The organism is Halioglobus sp. HI00S01 (assembly GCF_001635445.1).
In the GTDB taxonomy this organism is placed as follows: domain Bacteria; phylum Pseudomonadota; class Gammaproteobacteria; order Pseudomonadales; family Halieaceae; genus Halioglobus; species Halioglobus japonicus.
Map to the genome: position 1 here is coordinate 61,833 of NZ_LWEE01000413.1, position 22,938 is coordinate 84,770.

The following is a 22,938-nucleotide window of genomic DNA, read 5'->3' on the forward strand; positions in this document are numbered from 1 at the left end:
CGATTTGTAATCAAACGTTGGGGAGAGTTTTGGTCCGGGAAGGTCTGAACCCTCCCGGGACCGAAGAGTAATAAACCGATTAGACGTTAAAGCGGAAGTGGATGACGTCGCCATCCTGAACGATGTAGTCCTTGCCTTCCAGGCGCCAGCGACCGGCATCCTTGGCGCCTTGTTCGCCACCGTGCTCGATAAAGTCGGCGTAGGAGATGACCTCAGCGCGGATAAAGCCCTTCTGGAAGTCGGTGTGGATGACACCGGCGGCTTCCGGGGCAGAGGCGCCGACCGGTACCGTCCAGGCGCGGACTTCCTTAACACCTGCAGTGAAATACGTGTGCAGGTTGAGCAGGTCGTAGCCTGCGCGAATCACGCGGTTCAGGCCCGGCTCTTCCATACCCAGGTCGGCCAGGAATTCGGTGCGCTCTTCGTCGTCCAGCTCAATGATTTCCGATTCGAGCTTGTTGCAGATCACCACGACGACCGCGTTCTCTTCAGCGGCAATGCCGCGCACCACATCCAGGTGTGGGTTGTTTTCGAAGCCGTCTTCGTCGACGTTGGCGATGTACATGGTGGGCTTAACAGTGAGCAGGAACAGCTGTTTTACCAGCGCCTCTTCGTTTTCGTCGAGGGACAGGGCGCGTACCGGTTTGGCTTCGTTCAGCTGGGGCAGGAGTTTGTCTTCCAGCAGCGCCTTCATGGCGATGGATTCCTTGTCGCCGCCTTTGGCCGTGCGGGTGACTTTCTGCAGTTGCTTCTCGCAGCTCTCCAGGTCGGCCAGCGCCAGCTCGGTATTGATGATTTCGATGTCGGCGGCGGGATCGATTTGGTTGGCCACGTGAATGACGTTCTCATCCTCGAAGCAGCGCACGACGTGGGCGATGGCGTCTGTCTCGCGGATATTGGCCAGGAACTGGTTGCCCAGGCCTTCGCCTTTGGATGCGCCGGCCACCAGGCCCGCGATGTCCACGAACTCCATGGTAGTGGCGATTTCTTTTTCCGGCGTCACGATCGCGGAGATCTTGTCCTGGCGCGGATCGGGGATCGGTACCACACCGGCGTTGGGCTCAATGGTGCAGAACGGGAAGTTCTCCGCGTCGATACCGGCGCGGGTGAGTGCGTTGAACAGGGTGGACTTGCCCACGTTGGGGAGGCCGACAATACCGCATTTGAAACCCATGGAAGTGTCCTTTGGTGCTGGGCAGCTAGGCTGCGCTAAAACTGTGTAATCGGGTCATCGCCTTGGTGGCGTCGCCGTCCAGTAGCAGAGGCAGGGCGCTGATGGCCTCGTCGATACTGGCATCGATACGATCGCGGTCTACCTGTGGGGGGCGGCTTAAGACGTAGCCCGAGACCTTGGAGGCGTGGCCGGGGTGATCAATGCCGATTCGCAGGCGATGAAACTTCTTGTTGTTGCCCAGTGCGGGCACAATATCACGCAGGCCGTTGTGGCCGCCGTGGCCCCCACCTTGCTTGAACCTGGCCGTACCTGCGGGAATATCCAGTTCATCGTGGGCGACGAGGATCTCTTCCGGGGCAATTTTGAAAAATTGGGCCATCGCTGCAACGGCCTTGCCGGAGCGATTCATGAAGGTTGTGGGGATGAGTAATCTGAGGTCGTGACCGGCGTAGGTGATACGGCCAGCGAGACCGGAAAATTTGGATTCCGCCGAGAGAGTAGCACCGCATTGGCGCGCCAGCTCCTCAACGAAATCGGCGCCCGCGTTGTGGCGGGTGCCCCGGTATTCACTACCGGGGTTACCCAGGCCGGCGATCAGCTTGATGGCTGTCAACGCGGGAGCCAGGAGGCGAGGAATTACTCCTCGCCTTCGCCTTCTTCAGCGGCGTCGTCAGCAGCAGCTTCGACTTCATCGCCGTCTTTGCCGCCCTTCGGCGCAACGACAGAGGCGATCGCCAGGTCGTGGTCTTCACCCAGAGCTAGGGCAACGGAAGTTACGCCTGCGGGCAGAGTGACGTCAGACAGGTGAACGATCTCGCCAGTTTTGATCTCGAGCATATCCACTTCGATGAACTCGGGGATGTCGCCGGGCAGACAGCTAACTTCGATGTCAGTCGCCTGGTGCTGGATCATGCCGCCTTCCATCTTCACGCCGTGACAGTTCTCTTCGTTCAGGAAGTGAATGGGCACGTGTACTTTAATGGCAACCTTGTCGTCGACACGCAGGAAGTCAGCGTGCATTACGAGGTCTTTGGCGGGGTGACGCTGCAGATCCTTGAGGATTGCTTTCTGTGCATCACCACCTACGTTCACTTCCAGTACGTGGGAGTAGAACGCTTCGTTTTCCAGAGACTTTTCCAGGTCCTTGCGGATGATGGTCAGAGACTGGGGTTCCTTGTCACCACCGTAGATGATGGCAGGGATTTTGTCGGCGAGACGACGCAGGCGGCGGCTCGCACCTTTCCCCATGTCCTCACGCAGTTCGGCTTGTACTTCAAATTGGTCAGACATTGTCAGACTCCTTTGATATTCACTGCAACACCTGCGACCGGTGCGGCAGTGGGTTCATAAAAGCTGTTCTTAACTGAACAGCGCGCTGATAGATTCCCCGTTGGCCACCCGACGCATGGACTCAGCCAGCAGGTCAGAGGTGGTTAGTACGCGGATCTTTTCGATGCCGCGAGCCTCCTCAGAGAGGGGAATCGTATCGGTGATTACCAGCTGGTCGAGCTGGGAATTCCGAATATTTTCCAGGGCTTTGCCGGACAGTACTCCGTGAGTACAGTAGGCATATACACCCAGTGCACCGCGCTCTTTCAGCGCGTTGGCCGCCTGGCAAAGTGTGCCGGCAGTGTCGACCATGTCGTCGACCAGCAGGCAGGTGCGGCCCTCCACGTCGCCGATCAGGTTCATGACCTGGGCTTCGTTAGCCTTGGGTCGGCGCTTGTCGATAATGGCCAGGTCAGCTTCGTCCAGCTGCTTGGCGACGGCGCGGGCCCTGACTACACCGCCGATGTCCGGCGATACCACGATCTGGTTTTCGTACTGCTGTGCCACGATGTCGTCGATCAGAATCGGCGAGCCGTATACGTTGTCCACCGGGCATTCGAAGAAGCCCTGAATCTGCTCTGCGTGCAGGTCCATGGTCAGCACCCGGTCTACACCGACGCCTACCATCATGTCCGCCACCACTTTAGCAGTAATGGGTACGCGGGCAGAGCGTACTCGGCGATCCTGGCGGGCGTAGCCAAAGTAGGGCACTACCGCGGTAATGCTGTCTGCCGAGGCACGACGCAGGGCGTCGATCATCACCAGCAACTCCATCAGGTTGTCGTTGGTGGGGTTGCAGGTTGACTGGACCACGAAGACGTCCTTGCCGCGGACGTTTTCATTCAGTTCAACTGCGATCTCGCCGTCGGAGAATTTGCCGACATCCGCATGTCCCAGGTTGAGATACAGGCGGCTGGCAATTTTCTGAGCGAGTTCAGGGTTGGCGTTACCCGTGAAAACCATCATCTTCGAGGACACTGGACGTTACCTTTTAAAGCGAATCGACGAATGCTGCACATAAAAATAATGCCACACACCACCCGATGTATGGCATTTCTGAATATGGCTGGGGTGGCAGGATTCGAACCTGCGAATGCCGGGATCAAAACCCGGTGCCTTGCCGCTTGGCGACACCCCAGTAAACTCTAGCTGTTGACCAGTTCCTCCAGCACGGGTGACTTATTCACCCCCGCTGCCGCGAAGGCATTCAGTTCCGCGGGCAGTTGGCTCAGGACCGCTTGGGCCTGGGCCTTTTCAGGGAAGCTTGCGAACACGCATGCTCCGGTTCCGGTCAACCTGGCACTTCCAAATTTTTCCAGGATATTCAACGCGTTATCAACTTCCGGATGGAAGTTTCTAACGAGATCCTGGCAGTCGTTGCGGGAGTGCCCCTCGAAAAAGGCGGCTATTGTGATGGGAGAGGTGTCCCGTGTCAATTGCTCGTGTGAAAAAATTTCTGCCGTCGAAACATGGCAGTTGGGAGCGGCGATCACATACCACTCCTCGGGCATTTCCACCGGCTCCAGAATTTCCCCGACACCCGCCGCCCAGGCGGTGTGGCCGGCCACGAAAACCGGGACGTCAGCGCCTAGGCTGGCCCCGATTTGCTGCAGTTTTTCACTGCTGAAAGCGCGTGCCCAGAGGTGGTTCAGTGCCAGCAATGTGGTGGCCGCGTTTGAGCTGCCGCCACCGAGGCCGCCGCCCTCCGGAATGCGCTTGGTCACTTCAATGTGCACGCCGCGATGTCCTGTCCGCAACTGCGCTGCGGCACGGTAGATGAGATTGTCCTGCAGTTCGATATCAAACGGCGACCCAGACAGGGTGATGGCGCCGCTATCGTCAGGGGTGAACGTGAGGGTGTCGCCCCAGTCCAGCAACTGAAACAGGGTTTGCAGTTCGTGGTAGCCGTCACTGCGTCGCCCGGTAATGTGCAGGAACAGGTTGAGCTTGGCCGGCGACAAGAGCGTGATCGAGTCAGTCACGGGTAGCGGTCTCTTCCCAGCGGCGCACAATAATCCTGGCCCAGGTATCGTCGCGCGACACTTCCATACGGGTGGGCAGCGTGAGCTCGGCGAAGGTGCCGAAGCCGCTGTAGGTGACCTCCCAGCCCTGTTGCGACAGCCGGGCAGGCCGGCCGGTGTCCGGGTCAAACTCCAGTGCGTCGCTGGTGGTGTTGGGGTCTGGGATGCCGCGCAGCCAGTATGGCATTGATTGCAGGGGCAGGTCCCACTCCGACCCGGGCGGGACCTTGTCGGTTGTCCAATACTGGATGTCGTCGCCCTGGCGGATCTCGACATGGAACCCATCGCTCTCCACGGTGGTGGCAGCGATTCCGAGCGGACCCTGTAGATGCAGCTGCGTGTTTTGTCCGGTTTGCTGCCAGGTGAGGCTGGCGGATTCCGCCTGGGTGGGGGTGCGCAACGCAATCTTGCCGCGGGCGGTGAATTGGTCGAAGGCCTCCAGACGCGCCTGCTGCTCGCTCCAGTGGGGAGGTGGCGGCGCTATTCCTGCGCAGGCTGTCAGCACCAGGAATGACCCCAGCAGAAGAGTCCGTGTCAGGGTGTTCACTGTTCTGCAGCGGCCTCAGTGCCGGGCAGCGTTTGCAGGTGGGTTTCAACGCCCAGGCGCTCCAGGGTGCTCAGCAGTACCGGGTGATTGGGGTCGCGCAGTAGCGCGCCCTGCCAGACACGGGTGGCGGATTCGTGATCGCCACTGACCCATAGCACTTCGCCCAGGTGGGCAGCCACTTCCGGGTCAGGAAATGCGGCATAGGCGCGCATCAGGTACTCCAGTGATTCTTCAACACGCCCCTGGCGGAAAAGCACCCAGCCCATGCTGTCGAGGATAGCCGGCTCTTCCGGGTCCAGTTCCAGGGCCCGACTGATCAACTCAAGGGCCTCGTCGTGGCGGTCGGTGCGATTGGTGAGGGTGTAGCCCAGTGCGTTCAGTGCGGTGGCGTTATCTGGGTCATTGGCGAGTATGGTGCGCAGGTCGCGCTCCATGAGGTCCAGGTCATTCTGTTGTTCGCTGACCATGGATCGCGCGTACAGTAGTGCCTCCGACTCGGGGAAATCACTAATGCCCTGGTTCAGCACCTCGCGGCTGGCCCCCAGATAGCCACCGCTGCTAAGCAGGTCCGCTTCAATATTGTAGAGCTGTTCGCTGCGTGCAGGGAGCCGCAAGCGCTGGCTGGCAAACCAGTCGCGGCACTCTTCGAACTGGCCGCTGTCGATCAGAATCTGGCCTAGGCGCTGATTGGCAGCCAGATACTGCCGGCCGTCGCCGATTTGCTGGTAGTGGCGCACGGCCTCGCCCTGTTCGCTGCGATCCTCGGCAATTCGCCCCAGGTAGTAGTGGGCTTCGTCGTTGCGCGCGTTGAGGGCCAACATCTGCTGCAGGTAGGCCCGTGCCACTAAGTCATCGCCGTTCTCACGATTGATGAGGGCCAGTGACAGTAGCAGGTCGGCGTCCTGTGGTGACTGGGCCGACAATATTTCGAATTGTTCGCGGGCTGCGACGATATCGGTGCTGGTGAGTAGCTTGGCGTATTCCAGGCGCAGGCGAGAATCTTCCGGATGCGCTTCCAGGACAGTTCTGATGTGGCGGAATGGGTCCTGCTCCTGCTGTTTGAGGCGCACGCGGGCCTCCAGCAGGAGCGCCTGGTGCTGCAGTGGGTCAACCGTGAATAATTTGTCCAGCTTGGCCTGGGCCTGGGGGTACTGCTGGAATTCCGCGTGAATCAGCGCCTGGGTCATTAGCAGGGCGGGGTCGTCGGGAAACTCTTCACCGAGCGTATTCAGGCCTGCCACCAGTTCGGCCTGCTGCGCCGGAGGTAGCTGATTGAACCCCTGCAGCAGTAGCGGAAAGTTGGCCTGGACATCGGATCGCGCTACCACCGCCATGTGCGGCAATGCCTGCAGCGGCTGCTGTTGTGCGGCCAGCAGGCTGGCAGCAGTATTGTTTGCCTCGACGCTGTCTGGCTCCAGCGCTAGCCACAGCTGCACGGCCTCAAGGGATTCTTCCGGCCGGCGCATATACTGAGCCAGGTGGGTTGTATGTCGTGCCACGCCTACGTCGCCCAAGGTGGGCGCCTCCTCGAGATAGGCGTCCAGCGCTGTGTTGTAATCGCCGCGGCGCATGGCGAATTCCGCCAGTATCAGCGGGTAGACGCTGTCTGCGGGAATGGGGCGTTCCGGGATGGGCGGAGCAGGCTTGGGCGCCTGTTCCGGCGTGCTGGCGGCGACCGCAGGCACTGCAATTTCCTCGTGCGTGTCGGTGCTGGCGCAGGCGGTGAGCAGCGCAAAGCAACAGGCGGTGGCGAGGAAGCGGTACATCGAGTCAGGTCCGAATGGCGTCAGGCAAGCTATGATGACATAGACGGGCCCTGAAACCCACAGCCGGGGTGGATCGTTGGAAGCCTGTTATGAGCTGGCTAACTTGTTAAAATAACAGAAATTTTTGATCGGATGTGCTAAGGTGCGTCGGTTTTTGAACAGCCCTTTTGCAGGAGCCAGAACGACCAGCCATGAACTTGATTGCCCTCGGAATCAATCACAACTCCGCCGCCGTTGAAGTGCGCGAGCGGGTTGCGTTTGCCCCTGAGCAAGTGGCTGAGGCGCTGGCGGACGCCTGTGCGACCGGCGCGGTAGATGAGGTGGTGATTCTCTCTACCTGCAACCGCACCGAACTGTACGGCATTGTCCCTGCGGGCAAGCCGCTGGCAGAGCGGGCCGCCAATCTCATTGACTGGATCGCCAATTATCATCATTTACCCGCTGAGGAACTGCGCAGCGCTGCCTACCACTACGAGGCGGAAGCGGCACTGTCGCATATCATCCAAGTGGCCAGCGGTCTGGATTCCATGGTGTTGGGTGAACCTCAGATATTCGGCCAATTGAAGTCGGCATTTGCGGTAGCTTCTGAAGCAGGCACTGTGGCCAGTGAACTGGGGCGTTTGTTCCCGCGGGTATTCACCATCGCCAAGAAGGTTCGCACGGATACGGCCATTGGCGAGAACCCGGTGTCGGTGGCCTATGCCGCGGTCGATCTGGCGGGGCATATTTTTTCGGATCTCGCGAACTGTCAGGCGTTGCTGGTGGGTGCCGGTGAGACGATTGAGCTGGTGACGCGCCACTTGATTGATGCCGGAGTAAAACAAATTGTCATCGCCAACCGAACTCTCGGCAGGGCCCGAGAGCTTGCCCAGCAGTTTGGCGCTGAAGCGGTGCTGCTGGCGGATATTCCGACTCAGCTCCCGGCGGCAGATATCGTCATCACATCTACAGCGAGCCAGTTGCCTATTCTCGGCAAGGGAGCAGTTGAGCAGGCGATCAAAGTTCGCAAACACCGGCCCATGTTAATGGTCGATATTGCCGTGCCACGGGATATCGAGCCGCAAGTGGGCGATTTGCGTGATATCTATCTCTACAGCGTCGATGACCTGCGCGAGATTGTCGACGAGAATCTGCGCAGCCGTCAGAGTGAGGCACGCAAGGCTGACGTCATTATCGCAGAGGGTGTCCAGGCTTATGTCACGGAGACCCGTCGACTCGGTGCAGTCGATGTCATCAAGGAATATCGTAGCGCCGCCGACCAGACCCGCGAGCAGGAATTACAGCGGGCCTTGCGCTCCCTGGCCCGGGGCGAGGATCCCGCCAAACTGCTCACGCAATTGTCGCGCTCGCTGATGAACAAACTCATTCATGCGCCGACCGCCGGCTTGAAGGAAATTTCCGCCAGCGGTCGTGAGCGGGCGTTGGAAGATGCCAGCCGGCTGCTCGGCGTACAGGCACCGAGCGACCCTGAGACCAGTACCGAATCCACCCAGGGTGTGGATATCAGCGCTGAAGATACCGATCATTCGAGACACACATTGCAATGAAAGCATCCCTCCTGAGTAAACTGGAGACCCTCACCGACCGCCACGAAGAGGTTGCGGCCCTGTTGGGCGACAGCGAGACCATCGCTGATCAGAACCGCTTCCGAGACCTCTCCCGTGAATATGCGGAATTGGAAGAGGTGGTGCGATGCTACGCCGATTTCAGTCAGGTCAATAGTGACCTGGAAGAGGCGCGGTTGATGCTGGAGGACGATGATCCTGATCTGCGCGATATGGCCCGCGAGGAAATCGATTCAGGCAGCGCGCAACTCGAGGTCCTCGAATCGCAGCTGCAAACGCTGTTACTCCCGCGCGACCCCAACGATTCTCACAACGTTTTTCTCGAGATTCGCGCCGGTACCGGTGGCGACGAGGCGGCGATTTTCTCCGGAGACTTGTTCCGTATGTATTCGCGCTACGCCGAGGGCATGGGTTGGAAAGTAGAAGTGCTGTCCGAGCGCCCTGGCGAACACGGCGGGTATAAGGAAATTATCACCAGGGTCGAGGGTCGCGACGTATATGCGCACCTCAAATTTGAGTCTGGCGCGCACCGCGTACAGCGGGTTCCAGAGACTGAGTCCCAGGGCAGAATCCACACCTCCGCCTGCACCGTGGCCGTAATGCCTGAGGCTGAAGAGGTCGACGCGGTGGAAATTAACAAGGCCGACCTGCGGGTTGATACCTACCGTGCCTCCGGTGCCGGGGGCCAGCACGTGAACAAGACCGACTCCGCGGTGCGCATCACCCACTTGCCCTCAGGTATTGTGGTGGAGTGCCAGGACGAGCGTTCCCAGCATAAGAACCGGGCTCGGGCTATGTCGCTGCTGCAGGCAAAGCTGTTGACCAGTGTCCAGGACAAAGCCGCTGAAGAGCAGGCCTCCATGCGTCGCGACCTGGTGGGTACGGGTGATCGCAGTGACCGCATTCGCACCTACAATTTCCCCCAGGGACGCCTGACCGACCACCGCATCAACCTGACTCTTTACAAACTGGCAGAGGTAATGGAAGGTGAGCTGGACGCCGTGGTTGGCCCACTGCGGCAGGAGTATCAGGCGGATCAGCTGGCAGCACTGGCGGGCTGATGGCCACCGTGGCCGAGTTGCTGCAGGGCGTAGACGATCTCCCCGGTGACAGCCCGCGCCGCGACCTCGAAGTGTTGCTCGGACACTGTCTGGCAAAATCCCGTACCTGGTTGTATACCTGGCCGGAGGCCGCCGTTGAAGGCGAGACGCTGGCGCAGTTTCAGGCACTGCTGGCGCGTCGCAAGCGCGGCGAACCGGTGGCGCACCTGACAGGTCAGCGTGAATTCTGGTCGCTCGACCTGGAGGTAAATCCCTCTACCCTGATNCCCCGTCCCGATACAGAAACGCTCGTAGAGTGGGCCCTAGAGCTGCCACTGGACGAGCCGGTGAGGGCGCTCGACCTCGGCACGGGTACCGGCGCCATTGCACTGGCCCTGGCGCATTCGAAGCCCGGCTGGCAGATTACCGCCACCGATGCCAGTACCGAGGCCGTGGCGCTTGCTCTGCGCAATGCCCGTCGCTGTCAGCTCGAGCAGGTGGTTGTGTTGGAATCTGACTGGTTTTCAGCACTGTCCGGAGAGCACTTTGACCTGATCGTCAGTAACCCACCCTATATTGCCCCCGGCGATCCCCATCTAAGCCAGGGTGACGTGCGGTTTGAGCCTGATAGTGCGCTGGTGGCGGCGGCTCAGGGGTTGGCCGATCTCGCGCATTTGTGTGCCAACGCGGGCGATTACCTCGCCCCAGGTGGCTGGCTGCTGCTGGAGCACGGCTATGACCAGGCGCCGGCCGTGCGCCAATTGCTGACCGATAATGGTTTTTCTGCGGTGATGTCACGGCGCGATCTGGGTGGCCACGAGCGTATTAGTGGAGGGCAGCTGAGTGTTGAGTGACGAGCAGTTATTACGCTACAACCGCCAGATTCTGCTCCACGATTTCGATGTGGCTGGTCAGGAGCGATTGCTGGAATCCCGGGTTTTGATTGTAGGATTGGGTGGCCTCGGTTGTCCGGCGGCCCTGTACCTGGCGGCGGCCGGAGTTGGCACGCTGGTGCTGGCGGATGGCGATGCCGTGGAGTTGAGTAACCTGCAGCGCCAGCTTGCCCATGGCGAGGCCGATATTGGCCGCAACAAAGCGGTGTCTGCCGCGGCGAGCATTGCTGATATTAATCCCGGTGTGACGGTAACTACGCTCACAGAGCACCTCGCTGGCGACGCGCTTGCCGCTGCGGTGCAAGCTGTCGACCTCGTTGTGGATTGCAGTGATAACTTTCCCACCCGCTTCGCCCTGAATCGGGCCTGCATTGCCGCAGGTATCCCAATGGTGTCGGCCGCGGCCGTGCGCAGTGAAGGGCAGCTCTCGGTGTTTGATGTTGCCGGCGGCGGCCCCTGTTACCGCTGCCTGTATCCCAGTGAAGGCGCTGAAACGGCCCTGAGCTGCAGTGACAGCGGCGTTTTGGCGCCGGTGGTGGGCATCTTCGGCGCGCTGCAGGCTATGGAGGCGTTGAAGTTGCTCACAGGGTTCGGTGAACCCCTGCGGGGCCGGCTGCTTATGATGGACCTGCGTACCGCCGAGCAGCAGCAGCTCAGGCTTGCGGCCCGTCCTGAATGCCCTGATTGTGCGCAGCAGCGCTGACGGGCAGTTTTTGTAGCTTGCCGTATAGGCGCCAGCCCACCAGCACGGTCGAAAAGCAAATTCCCGCGATTAACGCGACCCAGATGCCGGCGGTGCCATCTGAGGGGTTTTCTGCCACTTTCAGACCCAGCCACCAGGACAGCGGCAGCGATAAGCCCCAATAAGCGAAGCACATGACCAGGAACGGGAAGCGAGTGTCTTTAAACGCGCGTAGCACATAAGAGGCCGCCACCTGGGTCGAATCGATGACGATAAAAATGGCCACCAGTTGCACCAGGCGCAGCGCAATTACATGGATACCCGACTCGGCGGTGTAAGCGCTGATGATGAGCGACGGAATAGAGAGCAACACTACGGTTGAGACAACGCCCACGAGCAACGTCATGCCTGTGCCTGTTGCCACTGCGAGCTTGATCTGCTCGTGTCGGCCGCTGCCGATAGCGTGACCCACCCGCGTGGCCATGGCTGAGCCCACGCTGATCAGCGGCATGTAAACCACATCCCATACGTTGTAGGCGATCTGGTGTGCCGCCATGGCATTGTTCCCCAATGTGGCAATCATCAAGCTGACCACGGTAAAGACGCCAATTTCCAGGAAGAAGGTCAGTCCGATCGGTAAGCCCAGACGCAAAATTTGTCCTATGGCTGTCCAGTCGGGCGCCACCATGATCCGCTCCGGGAGGTAGGGCTTGATGGTTTTGCTGAGCAGGATATAGCCACCGATGAGCAGTGGGCTAAGCCACATGGAGATGGCGGTGGCCCAGCCGCAGCCCGCTGCGCCCAGTTCGGGTGCCCCCCACTTGCCATAGATCAGCATATAGTTAAGGGGGATGTTGGCGATAAAACCGAGCACGCTGGCAACGGCAAAGGGACGCATTATGCCCAGTCCCTGGGTGTGGCAGCGTAGGGCCTGGAAAATCACCACTGCGGGCAGGCCGAATGCCACCGCCTGCATATAGGCCAGGCTTTTGTCCGATGTGATGGGATCGAGCCCGAGCATATCCAGCAAGGGTCCCATCTGATAGCAAATTGGCCCCACAATGGCGCCCAGAATGATGGCCAGCCACAGCGACTGGGGCAAAATGTCGCGGATCGCCTGGGTTTTGCGCGCGCCAAAATCCTGGGCGACGATGACCGAGACAGCCAGCATGATGCCGAGAGTCAGCAGGAACAGTGGCAGCCAGATGTTGTAACCGATCGCAATCGCCGCCAGATCGACCGAGCTGTAGCGTCCGGCCATTACGGTGTCGACGACACCGGTGCCCATTTGCGCCAGCTGGGCAATCACAGTGGGCCAGGCAATAGCGCCGACGGCGGCGGCTTCCTTGCGATAGTCTTTGAATGTCGTGGTCATCCCAGGGTGGAGCCTTGGCGCAAAATTCGGAATTGATGAAACCTTTTGGCGGTATTTGCTGTCACAGAGTGAATAATTCGGTAGGGAATGCTCAATGAACGCAATTGCACAGTGGTATTACACCATACACAGCGTTATTTTTCCGCGCCTGCAACACCTCGATGGCCTGGCTCCATTGGCGTTGCGACTTTACTTGGTGCCGGTGTTCTGGATGGCGGGCACCCAGAAAATCAAGGGTATCGACAGCACCATTGAATGGTTTGGCAACCCCGACTGGGGGCTGGGCCTGCCGGCGCCTGAGTTGCTGGCGTATCTGGCGGCTTACACCGAGGCTATTGGTGCGCTGTTGCTGCTGCTTGGCCTGGCAACCCGCTGGATTTCCATCCCGCTCATGATCACCATGGTAGTGGCGATTTTTGCTGTCCACTGGCCCCACGGTTGGGCCGCGATTGCCGACTCCAGCTCCCAGGAAGTGGCGGTGCGCCTGGGTGCCGCCAAAGACATTCTGCGTGAACATGGCAACTACTCCTGGCTGACCGAGAAAGGCAGCTTTGTAGTGCTCAACAACGGTATTGAGTTCGCGGTGACCTATCTGGTGATGCTGTTCTCGCTGTTATTCACTGGCGGCGGGCGCTATACCAGCGTGGATTACTACCTCTCGAGGCTGTTCCCAGCCCGTTAATCCTGCTCTTTTTTGTAGGCGCGGCGCTGGCCGCGCTATGATAGACTAGCGCGTTTTTTGAGCAGTCACAGGATTACAGTCAATTGATCAAGAGTTTTGTAGGGCGTATTACCGGCAAGAACAACAGTGCTGGTGCAGCTGTCCAGGCCCCTGCAGGTCAGAACAAGTCGCCGCGCAAGGAGCAGGCGCAGCAGGCCAGCGGCAACAAGAAACGCCGCCGTTCTCGCAAGCCCAAAGCTGCTCCCCAGCCCTGGAGCATCGACGAGTTTGTCGTTGAGCCAGAAGAGGGCAAGGTACGCTTCCACGACCTCGGCCTGCGCGACGAACTGATGCGCGGTATTGCCGAGCTCGGCTTTCAATATTGCTCGCCTATTCAGGGTCAAGTGTTGCCGTATACACTCAAAGGCAATGACGCGATTGGCAAGGCGCAGACAGGCACCGGTAAAACGGCCGCATTCCTCATTACCATCTTCAATGATTTGCTGAGCAACCCTGTTGAGGGTGAGCGCTTTATTGGCGAGCCGCGCGCGCTGGTGATTGCGCCCACCCGTGAGCTGGTCATGCAGATCGCTGCGGATGCCGCCGACCTCGGCAAGCACACCGGGCTGGAAGTGGTCACCCTGATTGGCGGTATGGATTACCAGAAGCAGCTCAACCGCTTGCAGAACAACGTGGTTGATCTGGTTGTGGCTACGCCGGGCCGCCTGATCGATTTCATGACTCGCCGCGATCTCTATCTCGATCACATCGAGGTACTGGTGCTCGACGAGGCGGACCGGATGCTCGACATGGGCTTTATCCCGCAGGTGAAGCGTATTGTCCGTGCCACGCCTCGCAAGGAAAACCGTCAAACGCTATTGTTCTCGGCGACATTTACCCAGGACATTATCAATCTTTCCCAGCAGTGGACCTTTGAACCGGTGACGGTTGAGATTGAGCCTGAATCTGTTGCCACCGATACGGTGGACCAGAAAATTTATCTGGTCAGCAGCGAAGAGCGCTACCGGGTGCTTAATAACGTCATTAAAAGTGAAGACTGCAACAGCCTGATTGTGTTCGCCAATCGCCGCGACCAGGTGCGGAGGCTGCACGAGCGGCTGCGTAAGTCAGGTGTGAAGGCGGGTATTCTGTCGGGTGAAATTCCCCAGGGTAAGCGCACCCGCACACTGGAACAGTTCAAAACCGGTGAGATCAAGGTGCTGGTGGCCACCGACGTGGCGGGGCGCGGTATTCACGTCGATGGCATCAGCCATGTGGTGAACTACAACCTGCCTGAGGATCCGGAAGACTACGTGCACCGCATCGGTCGTACTGGTCGTGCCGGCGCCACTGGCACCTCTATCAGTTTTGCTAGTGAAGACGACGCATTCTTGCTGCCTGACCTCGAGGCCTTGCTTGGCGCGAAGCTGGAGTGCACCTACCCCCCTGCGGAGCTGCTCGTTTAGCGATTCAGCTCTCGGCACCACAGCAATGTGGCGCCCACGACGGCTGCCGGTACCACAAAGAAGTTCACAATGGGTATGCCGGTGCACAGCGCCACGGCGCCGCCAAATCCCATGCTGCTAAGGCGGCGGCTGCGCACCGCCTCTTTGACGTCGCCAAAGCTGAGCTGGTGATTGTCCATGGGGTAGTCGACGAACTGGATAGACATCATCCACGCTCCCAGCAGGAACCAAAGCAGCGGGGCCACGGTGTTCAACACGGGAATAAAGGTTATTAGCAGGACGAACGCTGCCATGGGTAGGTAGTACATGAGTTTGGCCAGTTCCCGCACAATGCCCAGCGGCACCATCATCAGTGCCGCGCCCAGCCCCTCCAGGGCCGGTACTTCCTTTCCAGTTAGGAGTTCTTCCGCTTTTTCGGCTAACAGGCCGTTGAACGGCGAGGCGATGATCAGGGCCACAGCCGTAAACATATAGCCTGTCATCAGGCTCAGGGTCAGGCCGACCAGTGGCCAGAGTATCCATTCGATAAAGCTGAGCCAGTCCGGCACCCAGGCCAGGGCCTGGTCCATCCAGTCGATGAGATAGCTCATGCCGATGCTGATCAAGGTGCCAAAAATCACGATATTGATGGCCAGAGGCACCAGCACAAAGAGGCGCAGTGAGGGGTGGGTGAGCAGCTTGGCACCTTCAAACAGGTACCCTACGCCGTTGACGACATTGCCTTTCAAATTGAACTCCTGGTGGGGGTGGAACCGCAGCGTGGGCAGATACAGCGGGTGCCTTTGTCTTCGGGCGCCAGTCGCTCGATGGCCTCCGGTGCGATCTGGGCGGTCATGCACCAGCAACTCTCGGCAGGCTGGCCAGCGGCCATGGCACACTGGTTGGGCTCGCCGCAGAGAGGGCATTGATCTGCACTGCTGTTGTCCATATTCGGGTATTTGCCTGCTGCAACAGAGCGATATAATAGCCCAGCAAGGAGTCAGAAACCCTATGTCCAGCGACGAAGAGAGCCTGTTTTTCGACGAAATGTCCGACGTGGTCCCGCTTAAGCGTGAGGGGAGGGTGCGCCTGGATAAAAAGCGCCATCGGGATTCCTCGCTGGATCAGCGGCGTGAGGCGGCTACTCTCGATAAGCGCGATGACGGCAATATCCTGACCGAGGACGGTCTGGCCATTGCACCCCTGGATCCATGGTATGTCCTCGATTACAAGCGCCCCGGCGTTCAGAACGGGGTGTTTCGCCGGCTCAAACAGGGCCGCTATGAGGCGGAAGCCCGCCTCGATCTGCACCGCATGACAACCCGGATCGCCCGCAAGGAATTGTTTGAGTTTATCCAGGAGTCGGTGCGCCTGGGGATCCGCAGTGTCATCATCATTCACGGCAAGGGTGAGAGCAAAGCTGAGCGCGAGCGCTCATCTATTCTCAAGGGCTGTACCGATCACTGGTTGCGCGAGCTCGACCAGGTGCAGGCCTTTCACTCGGCCCAGCCTCGCCATGGCGGTACCGGGGCGGTTTATGTCCTGCTGCGCAAGTCCGAGGAAAAGAAGCGCGAGAATCGCGAGATGTTTATGAAGGGTCGGGTACCCTACGACGGCTAGGCGCTGCCGGGGCGTCAGGGTCGTTTGGCGCACCTGGCGATCCCCAAGTCAACACCCATCCATCCAGCCCTCTGGTGGCAATAACCGGGAAAATGGACGTTTCAGGGGGAGGGTGGTTTCGCTATAATTCGTCGTTGGATTTCACCGGGCAAACCAGATTCCCATGGAGTTGATACGCGGCCTGCACAATTTGCGGCCCAGACACCGCGATTGTGTGGCTACGATTGGCGCCTTTGACGGGGTGCATCTGGGCCATCAGGCTGTGCTCAGGCATCTGCAGAGCAAAGCCGCTGAGTTGGGCCTGCCATCAACTGTCATCGTCTTCGAGCCACTGCCGCGCGAGTATTTTTCGCCGCTACAGGCGCCGGCCCGAATTATGAGCTTCCGGGAGAAATTTCGGGCCATGGAAGCACTCGGGATAGATCGTCTGCTGCGCATCCGCTTTAACGAGCGACTTCGCGCCATGACGGCCCAGCAGTTTGTCGAGCAGGTGTTTGTCGAAGGGCTGGGCGTGAAGTACGTCGTACTCGGAGATGACTTTCGCTTTGGCAACGATCGCCAGGGCGATGTCCAGTACATCCAGCAGCAGGGTGAAATCCACGGCTACGATGCGGGGCCGACCCCGACCCGCGAGTGGGATGGTAGCCGGGTGAGCAGTACACGTATCCGCGAAGCATTGGAAAACGCCGATTTTGACCGTGCCGAGGAGATGCTGGGCCGGCCATATTCCATTGCAGGCAAAGTGATTTACGGCCGCCAGTTGGGAGCGACCATCGGTACGCCCACGGCGAACCTGGAATTGCGCCGGTTGCGGGCGCCACTGGCTGGCGTGTATGCCGTGGAAGTGAATGGGGCTGGCCTGGAGGCGGCCCGGGGCGTTGCCAATGTCGGTGTGCGTCCGACGGTGGAGGATAGCATCAAGGCCAACCTTGAAGTTCACCTGCTAGACCGCCAGATACAGCTGTACGGCCAGCACATTGAAGTAACGTTCCGCCATCGATTGCGGGACGAAAAGAAGTTTGGCTCTCTGGAGGAGCTCAAAGAGAACATCGCCAGAGATATAGCGAGTACCAGGGCCTGGTTCGAACAACGGCCGGCCTGAGAAAGAAGATATGAGTGATTACAAAGCGACCCTGAACCTGCCCAAGACGGCGTTCCCCATGAAGGCCAGCCTGGCCCAGCGCGAGCCTGCACGGCTCAAGCAGTGGGCGGATATGGACCTCTACGGCAAGATTCGCCAGGCCTCTGAAGGCCGTCCCAAGTTTATCCTGCACGATGGCCCTCCCTACGCCAACGGCGATCTGCACCTGGGCCACGCGGTTAACAAGATTCTCAAAGACATTATCGTAAAGTCCCGGGGCCTTGACGGCTTCGACGCCCCCTATGTACCTGGCTGGGATTGTCATGGCCTGCCGATTGAGCTGAACGTTGAAAAGAAAGTGGGCAAGCCTGGCGTGAAAGTCACGCCCGCTGAATTCCGCCAGAAGTGCCGTGAGTATGCAGCGCGCCAGGTGGATGGGCAGCGCGAGACGTTTATTCGTATGGGTGTGTTCGGTGATTGGGCCGACCCGTATCTGACCATGAACTACCAGACCGAGGCCGACATCGTGCGTGCCCTCGGACGCATAGTGGGTAATGGCCACCTGAACAAAGGCTTTAAGCCCGTCCACTGGTGCACGGATTGTGGGTCCGCCCTGGCTGAAGCTGAAGTGGAATATGCCGACAAGCATTCACCGGCTGTCGATGTGGCTTATGCCGCTGTCGATCCCGGCGCCTTCAATGCGGCGATGGGCAGTGACTACAGCGGTGAAATCGCTGTGGTGATCTGGACCACCACCCCCTGGACGCTGCCTGCCAGTATGGCCGTGAGCCTGCACCCGGAGCTGGAGTATGTGCTGGTGGCCGCCGAGGGCCGGGCGCTGGTTGTCGCCGCGGAGCTGTTGGAGAGCTGTGCTGCACGCTATGGGCTGGAGAGCGTCGAAATTCTCGGTCGCTGTAAGGGCGCCGATCTGGAGCGTCAGCTTCTGCAGCATCCCTTCCTGGATCGCCAGTTGCCAGTGATTCTAGGTGATCACGTGACCACCGAGGCCGGCACAGGGGCCGTGCACACGGCACCGGCGCACGGCGCCGATGACTTTGTGGTCGGCAAGCGCTACGACATCGAAGTGTATAACCCGGTGGGCGGCAACGGTGTTTACCTCGAGGGAACTGAATACTTTGCCGGCCAGCATGTGATGAAGGCCAACCCGGCGATTGTCGAGCTGCTGCAAGAGCGCGGTGTGCTCATGCACTACGAGCAGTACGAACACTCCTATCCGCACTGCTGGCGTCATAAGACCCCAATCATCTTCCGTGCCACACCGCAGTGGTTTGTGAGCATGAGCAAGGAGGGGCTGCGCGATAAGGCCCTGGCGGAGATCGAGAAAGTCACCTGGCACCCCGAATGGGGTGAAGCGCGCATCAGCGGCATGGTAGCCGGCGCCCCCGACTGGTGTATCTCTCGCCAGCGGACCTGGGGCGTTCCTATTGCCCTGTTTATCCATAAACAGACCGGCGAGTTGCATCCGCGCACCGATGAACTGATCGAGCAGGTTGCACTGCAAATGGAGTCCCGTGGTATCGATGCCTGGTTCGAGCTGGAACCTGCTGAGCTGCTTGGCGATGAGGCCGACGATTACGAGAAAGTGACCGATACCCTGGATGTGTGGTTCGACTCTGGTGTCACCCACGTCAGTGTGCTCGAGCGCCGGTCGGAATTGCACAAACCTGCCGACCTCTACTTGGAGGGCTCGGACCAGCACCGCGGCTGGTTCCAGTCATCGTTGGTGACCGGCACTGCCATCGACGGCGCTGCGCCCTATAAGAGTGTGCTCACGCACGGTTTCACGGTGGACTCCGAAGGACGCAAGATGTCCAAGTCGCTGGGCAACATCATTGCGCCCAAGACGGTCATGAACGATCTCGGCGCCGACATCATGCGCCTGTGGGTGGCTGCCACGGACTATCGCGGCGAATTGAGTGTTAGTGATGAGATCCTCAAGCGGACAGCCGACTCCTATCGCCGGATCCGCAATACTGCGCGCTTCCTGCTTTCAAACCTGAACGGCTTTGAGCCCGCGACCGACGCGTTGCCATTTGACGACATGTTGTCGCTGGATCGCTGGGCAATCGATCGCACCGCTGCCCTGCAGGCAGAGCTTGCCGAGGATTATGCGTCCTATAATTTCCACCAGATTTACCAGAAACTGCACAACTTCTGTGCCGGTGATCTGGGTGGTTTCTATCTGGATGTGATCAAAGACCGTCAGTACACCACGCGCACTGATAGTATCGCGCGTCGCTCGGCGCAAACTGCGATGTACCATATCGGCGAGGCGCTGGTGCGCTGGATTGCGCCTATCCTCAGTTTTACCGCCGAGGAAATCTGGGAAAATCTGCCGGGTGAGCGCAGCGAGTCGGTGTTCCTGGAAACCTGGTACGAGGGCCTTTCGATCCTGGCGGACGATCAATCCATGGGCCGCGAGTACTGGCGCCAGATGGTAGCCGTGCGCGCCGCTGTGAACAAGGAAATGGAAGCGCGTCGCGCGGCCGGAGAACTGCGCGGATCGCTGGACGCGAATGTAACCCTCTATGCCGACACCGAGCTGGCCGAGCAACTCGCTGCGCTGGGTGATGAGTTGCGCTTCGTGCTGATCACGTCTGGCGCCAGCATCGCTGCGCTGGCTGAAGCCCCGGAAGGGGCCGCCTTTAGTGACGTTGAGGGGCTGCGTATCCTGGTTGATGTTTCCACTGCCGAGAAGTGCGAGCGTTGCTGGCATCGCCGTGAAGATGTTGGCCAGCACGCGGCACACCCGACCCTGTGTGGTCGCTGTGTTGAGAACGTGGACGGCGATGGCGAGCAGCGTAGCTTTGCGTAGCGGGGTAGGGGCGTGGCCCTGGTACGTGCTGGCCGCAGTAATTGTGATGCTGGATCAGTACACCAAGGGGCTGGCCAGCAATCAGCTCCACTACGGCGTGCCGGTCGAGGTGTTCTCCTGGTTTAACCTGACGCTGCAGCACAATACCGGCGCGGCGTTCAGTTTTCTCAGCGAAGCCGGTGGTTGGCAGCGCTGGTTTTTCACGGTGCTGGCATTGGTTATCAGTGTCGGGCTGGTGATCTGGTTGTTTGTCGCCGAGCGTAGTCAATGGCTATTGTCACTCAGTCTGGCATTAATCCTGGGCGGCGCGATTGGCAATGTCTGGGACCGGATGGTCCTCGGTTACGTTGTCGATTTTATCTCGGTCCACTACGGCGGCTGGTACTTCCCCGCCTTCAATATTGCGGACTCGGCCATCACCGTAGGTGCAGGCTGTATGCTGCTGGAGAGCTTTATGGCAGGTAGAACCAAAGAATGAGTACTGTAAACGTCCCCGTCAGTGAAGGCACCCGGGTGTATCTAAACTTTTCCGTGAGCCTGGAAGATGGATCCGAGGTAGACTCCAACTTCGGGGGTGACCCGGTAGACTTTGCCGTGGGTGATGGCAGTTTGCTGGCCGGTTTCGAGCACCGTCTTTTTGGCATGGTGGCGGGCGAGCGCAAGATGTTTGAAGTCCCCCCAGAAGACGCATTTGGTCAACCCAATGAAAACAACGTCCAGCGCATGAACGCGTCCCAGTTCGACGAAGACGTCAACCTGGAGGTTGGTCTTGTGTTTTCATTTGCCGATGCCGGTGGTGGTGAGCTCCCCGGTATGGTGATCGCCATTGACGGCGACGAGGTAACCGTGGATTTCAACCATCCCCTGGCCGGCCGTACTATACTTTTCGATGTCCATATTCATCGGGTAGAACCGGCGGAGCTGCACTAATGGAAATTCAACTGGCCAACCCGCGCGGCTTTTGTGCCGGCGTAGATCGGGCCATTGATATTGTTAACCGGGCGCTGGAAGTGTTTGGCGCACCGATCTACGTACGCCACGAGGTGGTGCACAATAAATTTGTGGTGGGTGATCTGCGTGAGCGGGGCGCCGTGTTTGTCGATGAGCTCGATGAAGTGCCCGACGACTGCATTGTGATTTTCAGCGCACACGGTGTATCCCAGGCGGTGCGCAATGAAGCCCAGCGTCGCCAGCTAAAGGTGTTCGACGCGACCTGCCCGCTGGTAACCAAGGTACACATGGAAGTCGCTCGCTACAGTCGCGAAGGTCGAGAGTGCATTCTTATCGGCCACGAGGGACACCCCGAGGTTGTAGGTACGATGGGGCAGTACGACCACACTGCGGGCGGCGAGATTTATCTTGTCGAGGACGAAGCGCAGGCTGCGACGTTGCAGGTAAGGGAGCCCGACAGTCTGTCTTATGTGACCCAGACCACCCTGTCGATGGACGACACGGCGCGAGTCATCGATGCACTGCGTGAGCGCTTTCCCCGGATTGAAGGGCCGCGCAAAAACGACATTTGCTATGCCACCCAGAATCGCCAGGACGCGGTCAAGGATCTCGGTGCCGGCTGTGACCTCATGCTTGTCGTGGGCTCACCCAATTCCTCTAACTCCAATCGCCTGCGCGAACTGGCCGAGCGTATGGGCGCTGAGGCCTATCTTCTCGACCGGGCAGCGGATATCGATCCCACCTGGCTGCAGGGCAAACAGCGCATCGGTGTGACCGCCGGGGCCTCCGCACCGGAAATTCTGGTCCAGGAAGTGATCGATCGTCTTCAGGCCCTGGGCGCCGAGGCGCCTGTTGAACTGCAGGGTATCCCTGAAAATATCACTTTCTCGCTGCCCAAAGAGCTGCGCATCGACGCCGTAAACCTGTAATACAGGAAATCGCGGCAGCAATAACGACCATCGTCGGTCGTATTCAGCCAATCACTCGAATCTGCACCTCCACTGAGCCATGCTTGGCTCAGCGGGAGGTGTATTGTGAAACGGAAATCGCGACCACTGGCTCAGGCCGGATTTACTCTGATCGAGTTGCTCGTCAGCCTCATTATCGTGGCGGTGCTGTTGGCAATATCACTCCCCGGGTTTGAGCGCCTGTCCACGCGCTATCAGATGCGCACCATTGCACTGCAGCTTCACAGCGCTATGGAATATGCGAGGGTGGAGTCGATCATTCGCGGAGCGCCGGTTGAACTTTGCCCGCGCGCACCGGAGCCGGGTGTGTGCGGAGAGGACTACCGCCAGGGGTGGGTAGTGCGGGTCGCCTCACCTGGTGCGTCAGAGCTGCTGCGCATTTCGGATTTTCTTGCCTCAGGTATTTCGGTCAGCAATCGACAGTCCAGCCGCCCACTGCATGACGCCGTCCGGTGGCGGCCAGATGGCAGCGCCAATCGGAATGTCAGTTTTCAGCTGTGTGCCAAAGGTGTGAGCGGCAGTGATGCATTCGTCGTCGTACTCTCCCGGGCAGGGCGCAGTCGGGTTGCTCGCGGTGAGGGCCTTTGCCCCGGGGAAGCAGCGTGAACAGGCAGCGCGGGACCGGGCTTTTTGAAGTGAGTATTGCACTCTTGTTGGTGGCGCTTGCGACACTGGGATTGGCCCGAGCGCTGACTACCTCGCGTGAGTTGGGCGCGCTGGCGCAACATCAGATCGACGCTATAAGGGGGCTGCGGGCGCTGTTCGAACTCGAGCGTGGTGGGAGCGAGTATGCCGACCTCCAGGGTCTGGTTGTAGTGCCCGGCGCTAAGCGTTGTATTTGGCGTGATTCGTGCACTCTGGAAATTAGCATCGCCTGGCCAGAGACGCCGCAGGCGGCGCAGTCCACATACAGTTGTGCGATACCAACACCGCCAGGTTGGCATCAACTCGCTGTGCAAACGACGCCAGGCACCGGTTGGTAAT

At 59.5% G+C, this 22,938-nt stretch carries 24 protein-coding genes and 1 tRNA gene; 14 read left to right on the forward strand and 11 right to left on the reverse strand.

From position 1 onward, the window contains the following. Positions 1-79: 79 nt before the first annotated feature. The 8 genes from ychF to A3709_RS22245 form a co-directional block, all read right to left on the reverse strand. A complete protein-coding gene (gene ychF, locus A3709_RS22210) occupies positions 80-1,174 on the reverse strand; it encodes a redox-regulated ATPase YchF (protein WP_066059885.1) in 1,095 nt (364 codons plus the stop codon). Between the two features lie 25 nt (positions 1,175-1,199). Next, complete coding sequence (pth, locus tag A3709_RS22215) at positions 1,200-1,787, reverse strand: aminoacyl-tRNA hydrolase (protein WP_066059887.1); 588 nt, start codon at positions 1,785-1,787, stop codon at positions 1,200-1,202. A gap of 23 nt (positions 1,788-1,810) precedes the next feature. Then, complete coding sequence (locus A3709_RS22220; protein ID WP_066059888.1) at positions 1,811-2,464, reverse strand: 50S ribosomal protein L25/general stress protein Ctc; 654 nt, start codon at positions 2,462-2,464, stop codon at positions 1,811-1,813. A gap of 69 nt (positions 2,465-2,533) precedes the next feature. Next, positions 2,534-3,466 carry a ribose-phosphate pyrophosphokinase gene (locus A3709_RS22225; RefSeq protein ID WP_066059950.1) on the reverse strand — a complete coding sequence of 311 codons (933 nt, stop codon included), beginning with the start codon at positions 3,464-3,466 and terminating at the stop codon, positions 2,534-2,536. Positions 3,467-3,566: 100 nt separating this feature from the next. After that, positions 3,567-3,641 (reverse strand) — tRNA-Gln (locus tag A3709_RS22230). Positions 3,642-3,648: 7 nt separating this feature from the next. Beyond that, positions 3,649-4,485 (reverse strand): 4-(cytidine 5'-diphospho)-2-C-methyl-D-erythritol kinase, encoded by an 837-nt coding sequence (gene ispE, locus A3709_RS22235; RefSeq protein ID WP_066059889.1) that lies wholly within the window; start codon positions 4,483-4,485, stop codon positions 3,649-3,651. Continuing rightward, positions 4,478-5,071 carry a lipoprotein insertase outer membrane protein LolB gene (lolB, locus tag A3709_RS22240; protein WP_066059891.1) on the reverse strand — a complete coding sequence of 198 codons (594 nt, stop codon included), beginning with the start codon at positions 5,069-5,071 and terminating at the stop codon, positions 4,478-4,480. The genes ispE and lolB overlap by 8 nt, the downstream gene beginning before the upstream one ends. Further along, entirely contained in the window at positions 5,068-6,837 is a 1,770-nt protein-coding gene (locus tag A3709_RS22245; protein ID WP_066059892.1) for a tetratricopeptide repeat protein, read from the reverse strand. Before A3709_RS22245 ends, lolB begins: the two co-directional genes overlap by 4 nt. Before the next feature lie 191 nt (positions 6,838-7,028). Between A3709_RS22245 and hemA the strand changes: the two genes are divergently transcribed. The 4 genes from hemA (at position 7,029) to A3709_RS22265 (ending at position 11,038) form a co-directional block, all read left to right on the forward strand. Beyond that, positions 7,029-8,384 carry a glutamyl-tRNA reductase gene (hemA, locus tag A3709_RS22250; RefSeq protein ID WP_066059893.1) on the forward strand — a complete coding sequence of 452 codons (1,356 nt, stop codon included), beginning with the start codon at positions 7,029-7,031 and terminating at the stop codon, positions 8,382-8,384. Further along, a complete protein-coding gene (prfA, locus tag A3709_RS22255; RefSeq protein WP_066059895.1) occupies positions 8,381-9,463 on the forward strand; it encodes a peptide chain release factor 1 in 1,083 nt (360 codons plus the stop codon). The genes hemA and prfA overlap by 4 nt, the downstream gene beginning before the upstream one ends. Then, positions 9,463-10,296 (forward strand): peptide chain release factor N(5)-glutamine methyltransferase, encoded by an 834-nt coding sequence (prmC, locus tag A3709_RS22260; RefSeq protein WP_066059896.1) that lies wholly within the window; start codon positions 9,463-9,465, stop codon positions 10,294-10,296. The genes prfA and prmC overlap by 1 nt, the downstream gene beginning before the upstream one ends. Then, entirely contained in the window at positions 10,286-11,038 is a 753-nt protein-coding gene (locus A3709_RS22265) for a molybdopterin-synthase adenylyltransferase MoeB (RefSeq protein WP_066059898.1), read from the forward strand. Before prmC ends, A3709_RS22265 begins: the two co-directional genes overlap by 11 nt. On the opposite strand, the gene A3709_RS22270 is transcribed toward A3709_RS22265, so the two are convergent. Next, on the reverse strand, positions 10,989-12,392 hold the full coding sequence (locus A3709_RS22270) for an MATE family efflux transporter (RefSeq protein ID WP_066059901.1): 1,404 nt from the start codon (positions 12,390-12,392) through the stop codon (positions 10,989-10,991). The genes A3709_RS22265 and A3709_RS22270 overlap by 50 nt on opposite strands. Before the next feature lie 94 nt (positions 12,393-12,486). Here A3709_RS22270 and A3709_RS22275 point away from each other — a divergent pair, with 94 nt between their 5' ends. Both A3709_RS22275 and rhlB read left to right on the forward strand, forming a co-directional pair. Next, the gene (locus A3709_RS22275) at positions 12,487-13,074 is read left to right on the forward strand and encodes a DoxX family protein (protein WP_066059903.1); all 588 of its coding nucleotides are present in this window, start codon (positions 12,487-12,489) and stop codon (positions 13,072-13,074) included. 83 nt (positions 13,075-13,157) lie between these two features. Then, positions 13,158-14,519, forward strand: a complete 1,362-nt coding sequence (gene rhlB, locus A3709_RS22280; protein WP_066059905.1) for an ATP-dependent RNA helicase RhlB — start codon at positions 13,158-13,160, stop codon at positions 14,517-14,519. Here the strand turns inward: rhlB and cysZ are convergent. Further along, the gene (gene cysZ / locus A3709_RS22285) at positions 14,516-15,247 is read right to left on the reverse strand and encodes a sulfate transporter CysZ (protein WP_066059907.1); all 732 of its coding nucleotides are present in this window, start codon (positions 15,245-15,247) and stop codon (positions 14,516-14,518) included. The two genes, rhlB and cysZ, sit on opposite strands and share 4 nt — an antisense overlap. Then, positions 15,244-15,447 carry a cysteine-rich CWC family protein gene (locus A3709_RS22290; RefSeq protein ID WP_066059909.1) on the reverse strand — a complete coding sequence of 68 codons (204 nt, stop codon included), beginning with the start codon at positions 15,445-15,447 and terminating at the stop codon, positions 15,244-15,246. The genes cysZ and A3709_RS22290 overlap by 4 nt, the downstream gene beginning before the upstream one ends. A 62-nt stretch (positions 15,448-15,509) precedes the next feature. Between A3709_RS22290 and smrA the strand changes: the two genes are divergently transcribed. From smrA to A3709_RS22330, 8 genes are all read left to right on the forward strand, one after another. Further along, entirely contained in the window at positions 15,510-16,118 is a 609-nt protein-coding gene (gene smrA / locus A3709_RS22295) for a DNA endonuclease SmrA (protein ID WP_066059911.1), read from the forward strand. Positions 16,119-16,281: 163 nt separating this feature from the next. Further along, positions 16,282-17,220, forward strand: a complete 939-nt coding sequence (gene ribF, locus A3709_RS22300; RefSeq protein ID WP_066059914.1) for a bifunctional riboflavin kinase/FAD synthetase — start codon at positions 16,282-16,284, stop codon at positions 17,218-17,220. A gap of 10 nt (positions 17,221-17,230) precedes the next feature. Further along, on the forward strand, positions 17,231-20,035 hold the full coding sequence (gene ileS, locus A3709_RS22305; RefSeq protein ID WP_066059916.1) for an isoleucine--tRNA ligase: 2,805 nt from the start codon (positions 17,231-17,233) through the stop codon (positions 20,033-20,035). Further along, positions 20,010-20,513 (forward strand): signal peptidase II, encoded by a 504-nt coding sequence (gene lspA, locus A3709_RS22310; RefSeq protein WP_066059918.1) that lies wholly within the window; start codon positions 20,010-20,012, stop codon positions 20,511-20,513. The genes ileS and lspA overlap by 26 nt, the downstream gene beginning before the upstream one ends. Then, positions 20,510-20,965 (forward strand): peptidylprolyl isomerase, encoded by a 456-nt coding sequence (locus tag A3709_RS22315; protein ID WP_066059920.1) that lies wholly within the window; start codon positions 20,510-20,512, stop codon positions 20,963-20,965. Before lspA ends, A3709_RS22315 begins: the two co-directional genes overlap by 4 nt. Then, entirely contained in the window at positions 20,965-21,915 is a 951-nt protein-coding gene (ispH, locus tag A3709_RS22320; protein ID WP_066059922.1) for a 4-hydroxy-3-methylbut-2-enyl diphosphate reductase, read from the forward strand. The genes A3709_RS22315 and ispH overlap by 1 nt, the downstream gene beginning before the upstream one ends. A gap of 105 nt (positions 21,916-22,020) precedes the next feature. Beyond that, positions 22,021-22,560: a GspH/FimT family pseudopilin gene (locus tag A3709_RS22325; protein WP_066059924.1), complete on the forward strand. Its 540-nt coding sequence runs from the start codon at positions 22,021-22,023 to the stop codon at positions 22,558-22,560. Then, positions 22,557-22,937, forward strand: a complete 381-nt coding sequence (locus A3709_RS22330) for a hypothetical protein (protein ID WP_066059926.1) — start codon at positions 22,557-22,559, stop codon at positions 22,935-22,937. Before A3709_RS22325 ends, A3709_RS22330 begins: the two co-directional genes overlap by 4 nt. Position 22,938: the final 1 nt, after the last annotated feature.

Bases quoted from the DNA above. Each gene is read 5' to 3' on its own strand.
- lspA (WP_066059918.1), top strand. From the start codon at position 20,010: ATGGCGAGCAGCGTAGCTTTGCGTAGCGGGGTAGGGGCGTGGCCCTGG.
- A3709_RS22270 (WP_066059901.1), bottom strand. From the start codon at position 12,392: ATGACCACGACATTCAAAGACTATCGCAAGGAAGCCGCCGCCGTCGGC.
- ribF (WP_066059914.1), top strand. From the start codon at position 16,282: ATGGAGTTGATACGCGGCCTGCACAATTTGCGGCCCAGACACCGCGAT.
- A3709_RS22315 (WP_066059920.1), top strand. From the start codon at position 20,510: ATGAGTACTGTAAACGTCCCCGTCAGTGAAGGCACCCGGGTGTATCTA.
- ileS (WP_066059916.1), top strand. From the start codon at position 17,231: ATGAGTGATTACAAAGCGACCCTGAACCTGCCCAAGACGGCGTTCCCC.
- prfA (WP_066059895.1), top strand. From the start codon at position 8,381: ATGAAAGCATCCCTCCTGAGTAAACTGGAGACCCTCACCGACCGCCAC.
- ispH (WP_066059922.1), top strand. From the start codon at position 20,965: ATGGAAATTCAACTGGCCAACCCGCGCGGCTTTTGTGCCGGCGTAGAT.
- smrA (WP_066059911.1), top strand. From the start codon at position 15,510: ATGTCCAGCGACGAAGAGAGCCTGTTTTTCGACGAAATGTCCGACGTG.
- A3709_RS22225 (WP_066059950.1), bottom strand. From the start codon at position 3,466: ATGGTTTTCACGGGTAACGCCAACCCTGAACTCGCTCAGAAAATTGCC.
- A3709_RS22290 (WP_066059909.1), bottom strand. From the start codon at position 15,447: ATGGACAACAGCAGTGCAGATCAATGCCCTCTCTGCGGCGAGCCCAAC.
- ychF (WP_066059885.1), bottom strand. From the start codon at position 1,174: ATGGGTTTCAAATGCGGTATTGTCGGCCTCCCCAACGTGGGCAAGTCC.
- A3709_RS22245 (WP_066059892.1), bottom strand. From the start codon at position 6,837: ATGTACCGCTTCCTCGCCACCGCCTGTTGCTTTGCGCTGCTCACCGCC.
- hemA (WP_066059893.1), top strand. From the start codon at position 7,029: ATGAACTTGATTGCCCTCGGAATCAATCACAACTCCGCCGCCGTTGAA.
- A3709_RS22220 (WP_066059888.1), bottom strand. From the start codon at position 2,464: ATGTCTGACCAATTTGAAGTACAAGCCGAACTGCGTGAGGACATGGGG.
- A3709_RS22275 (WP_066059903.1), top strand. From the start codon at position 12,487: ATGAACGCAATTGCACAGTGGTATTACACCATACACAGCGTTATTTTT.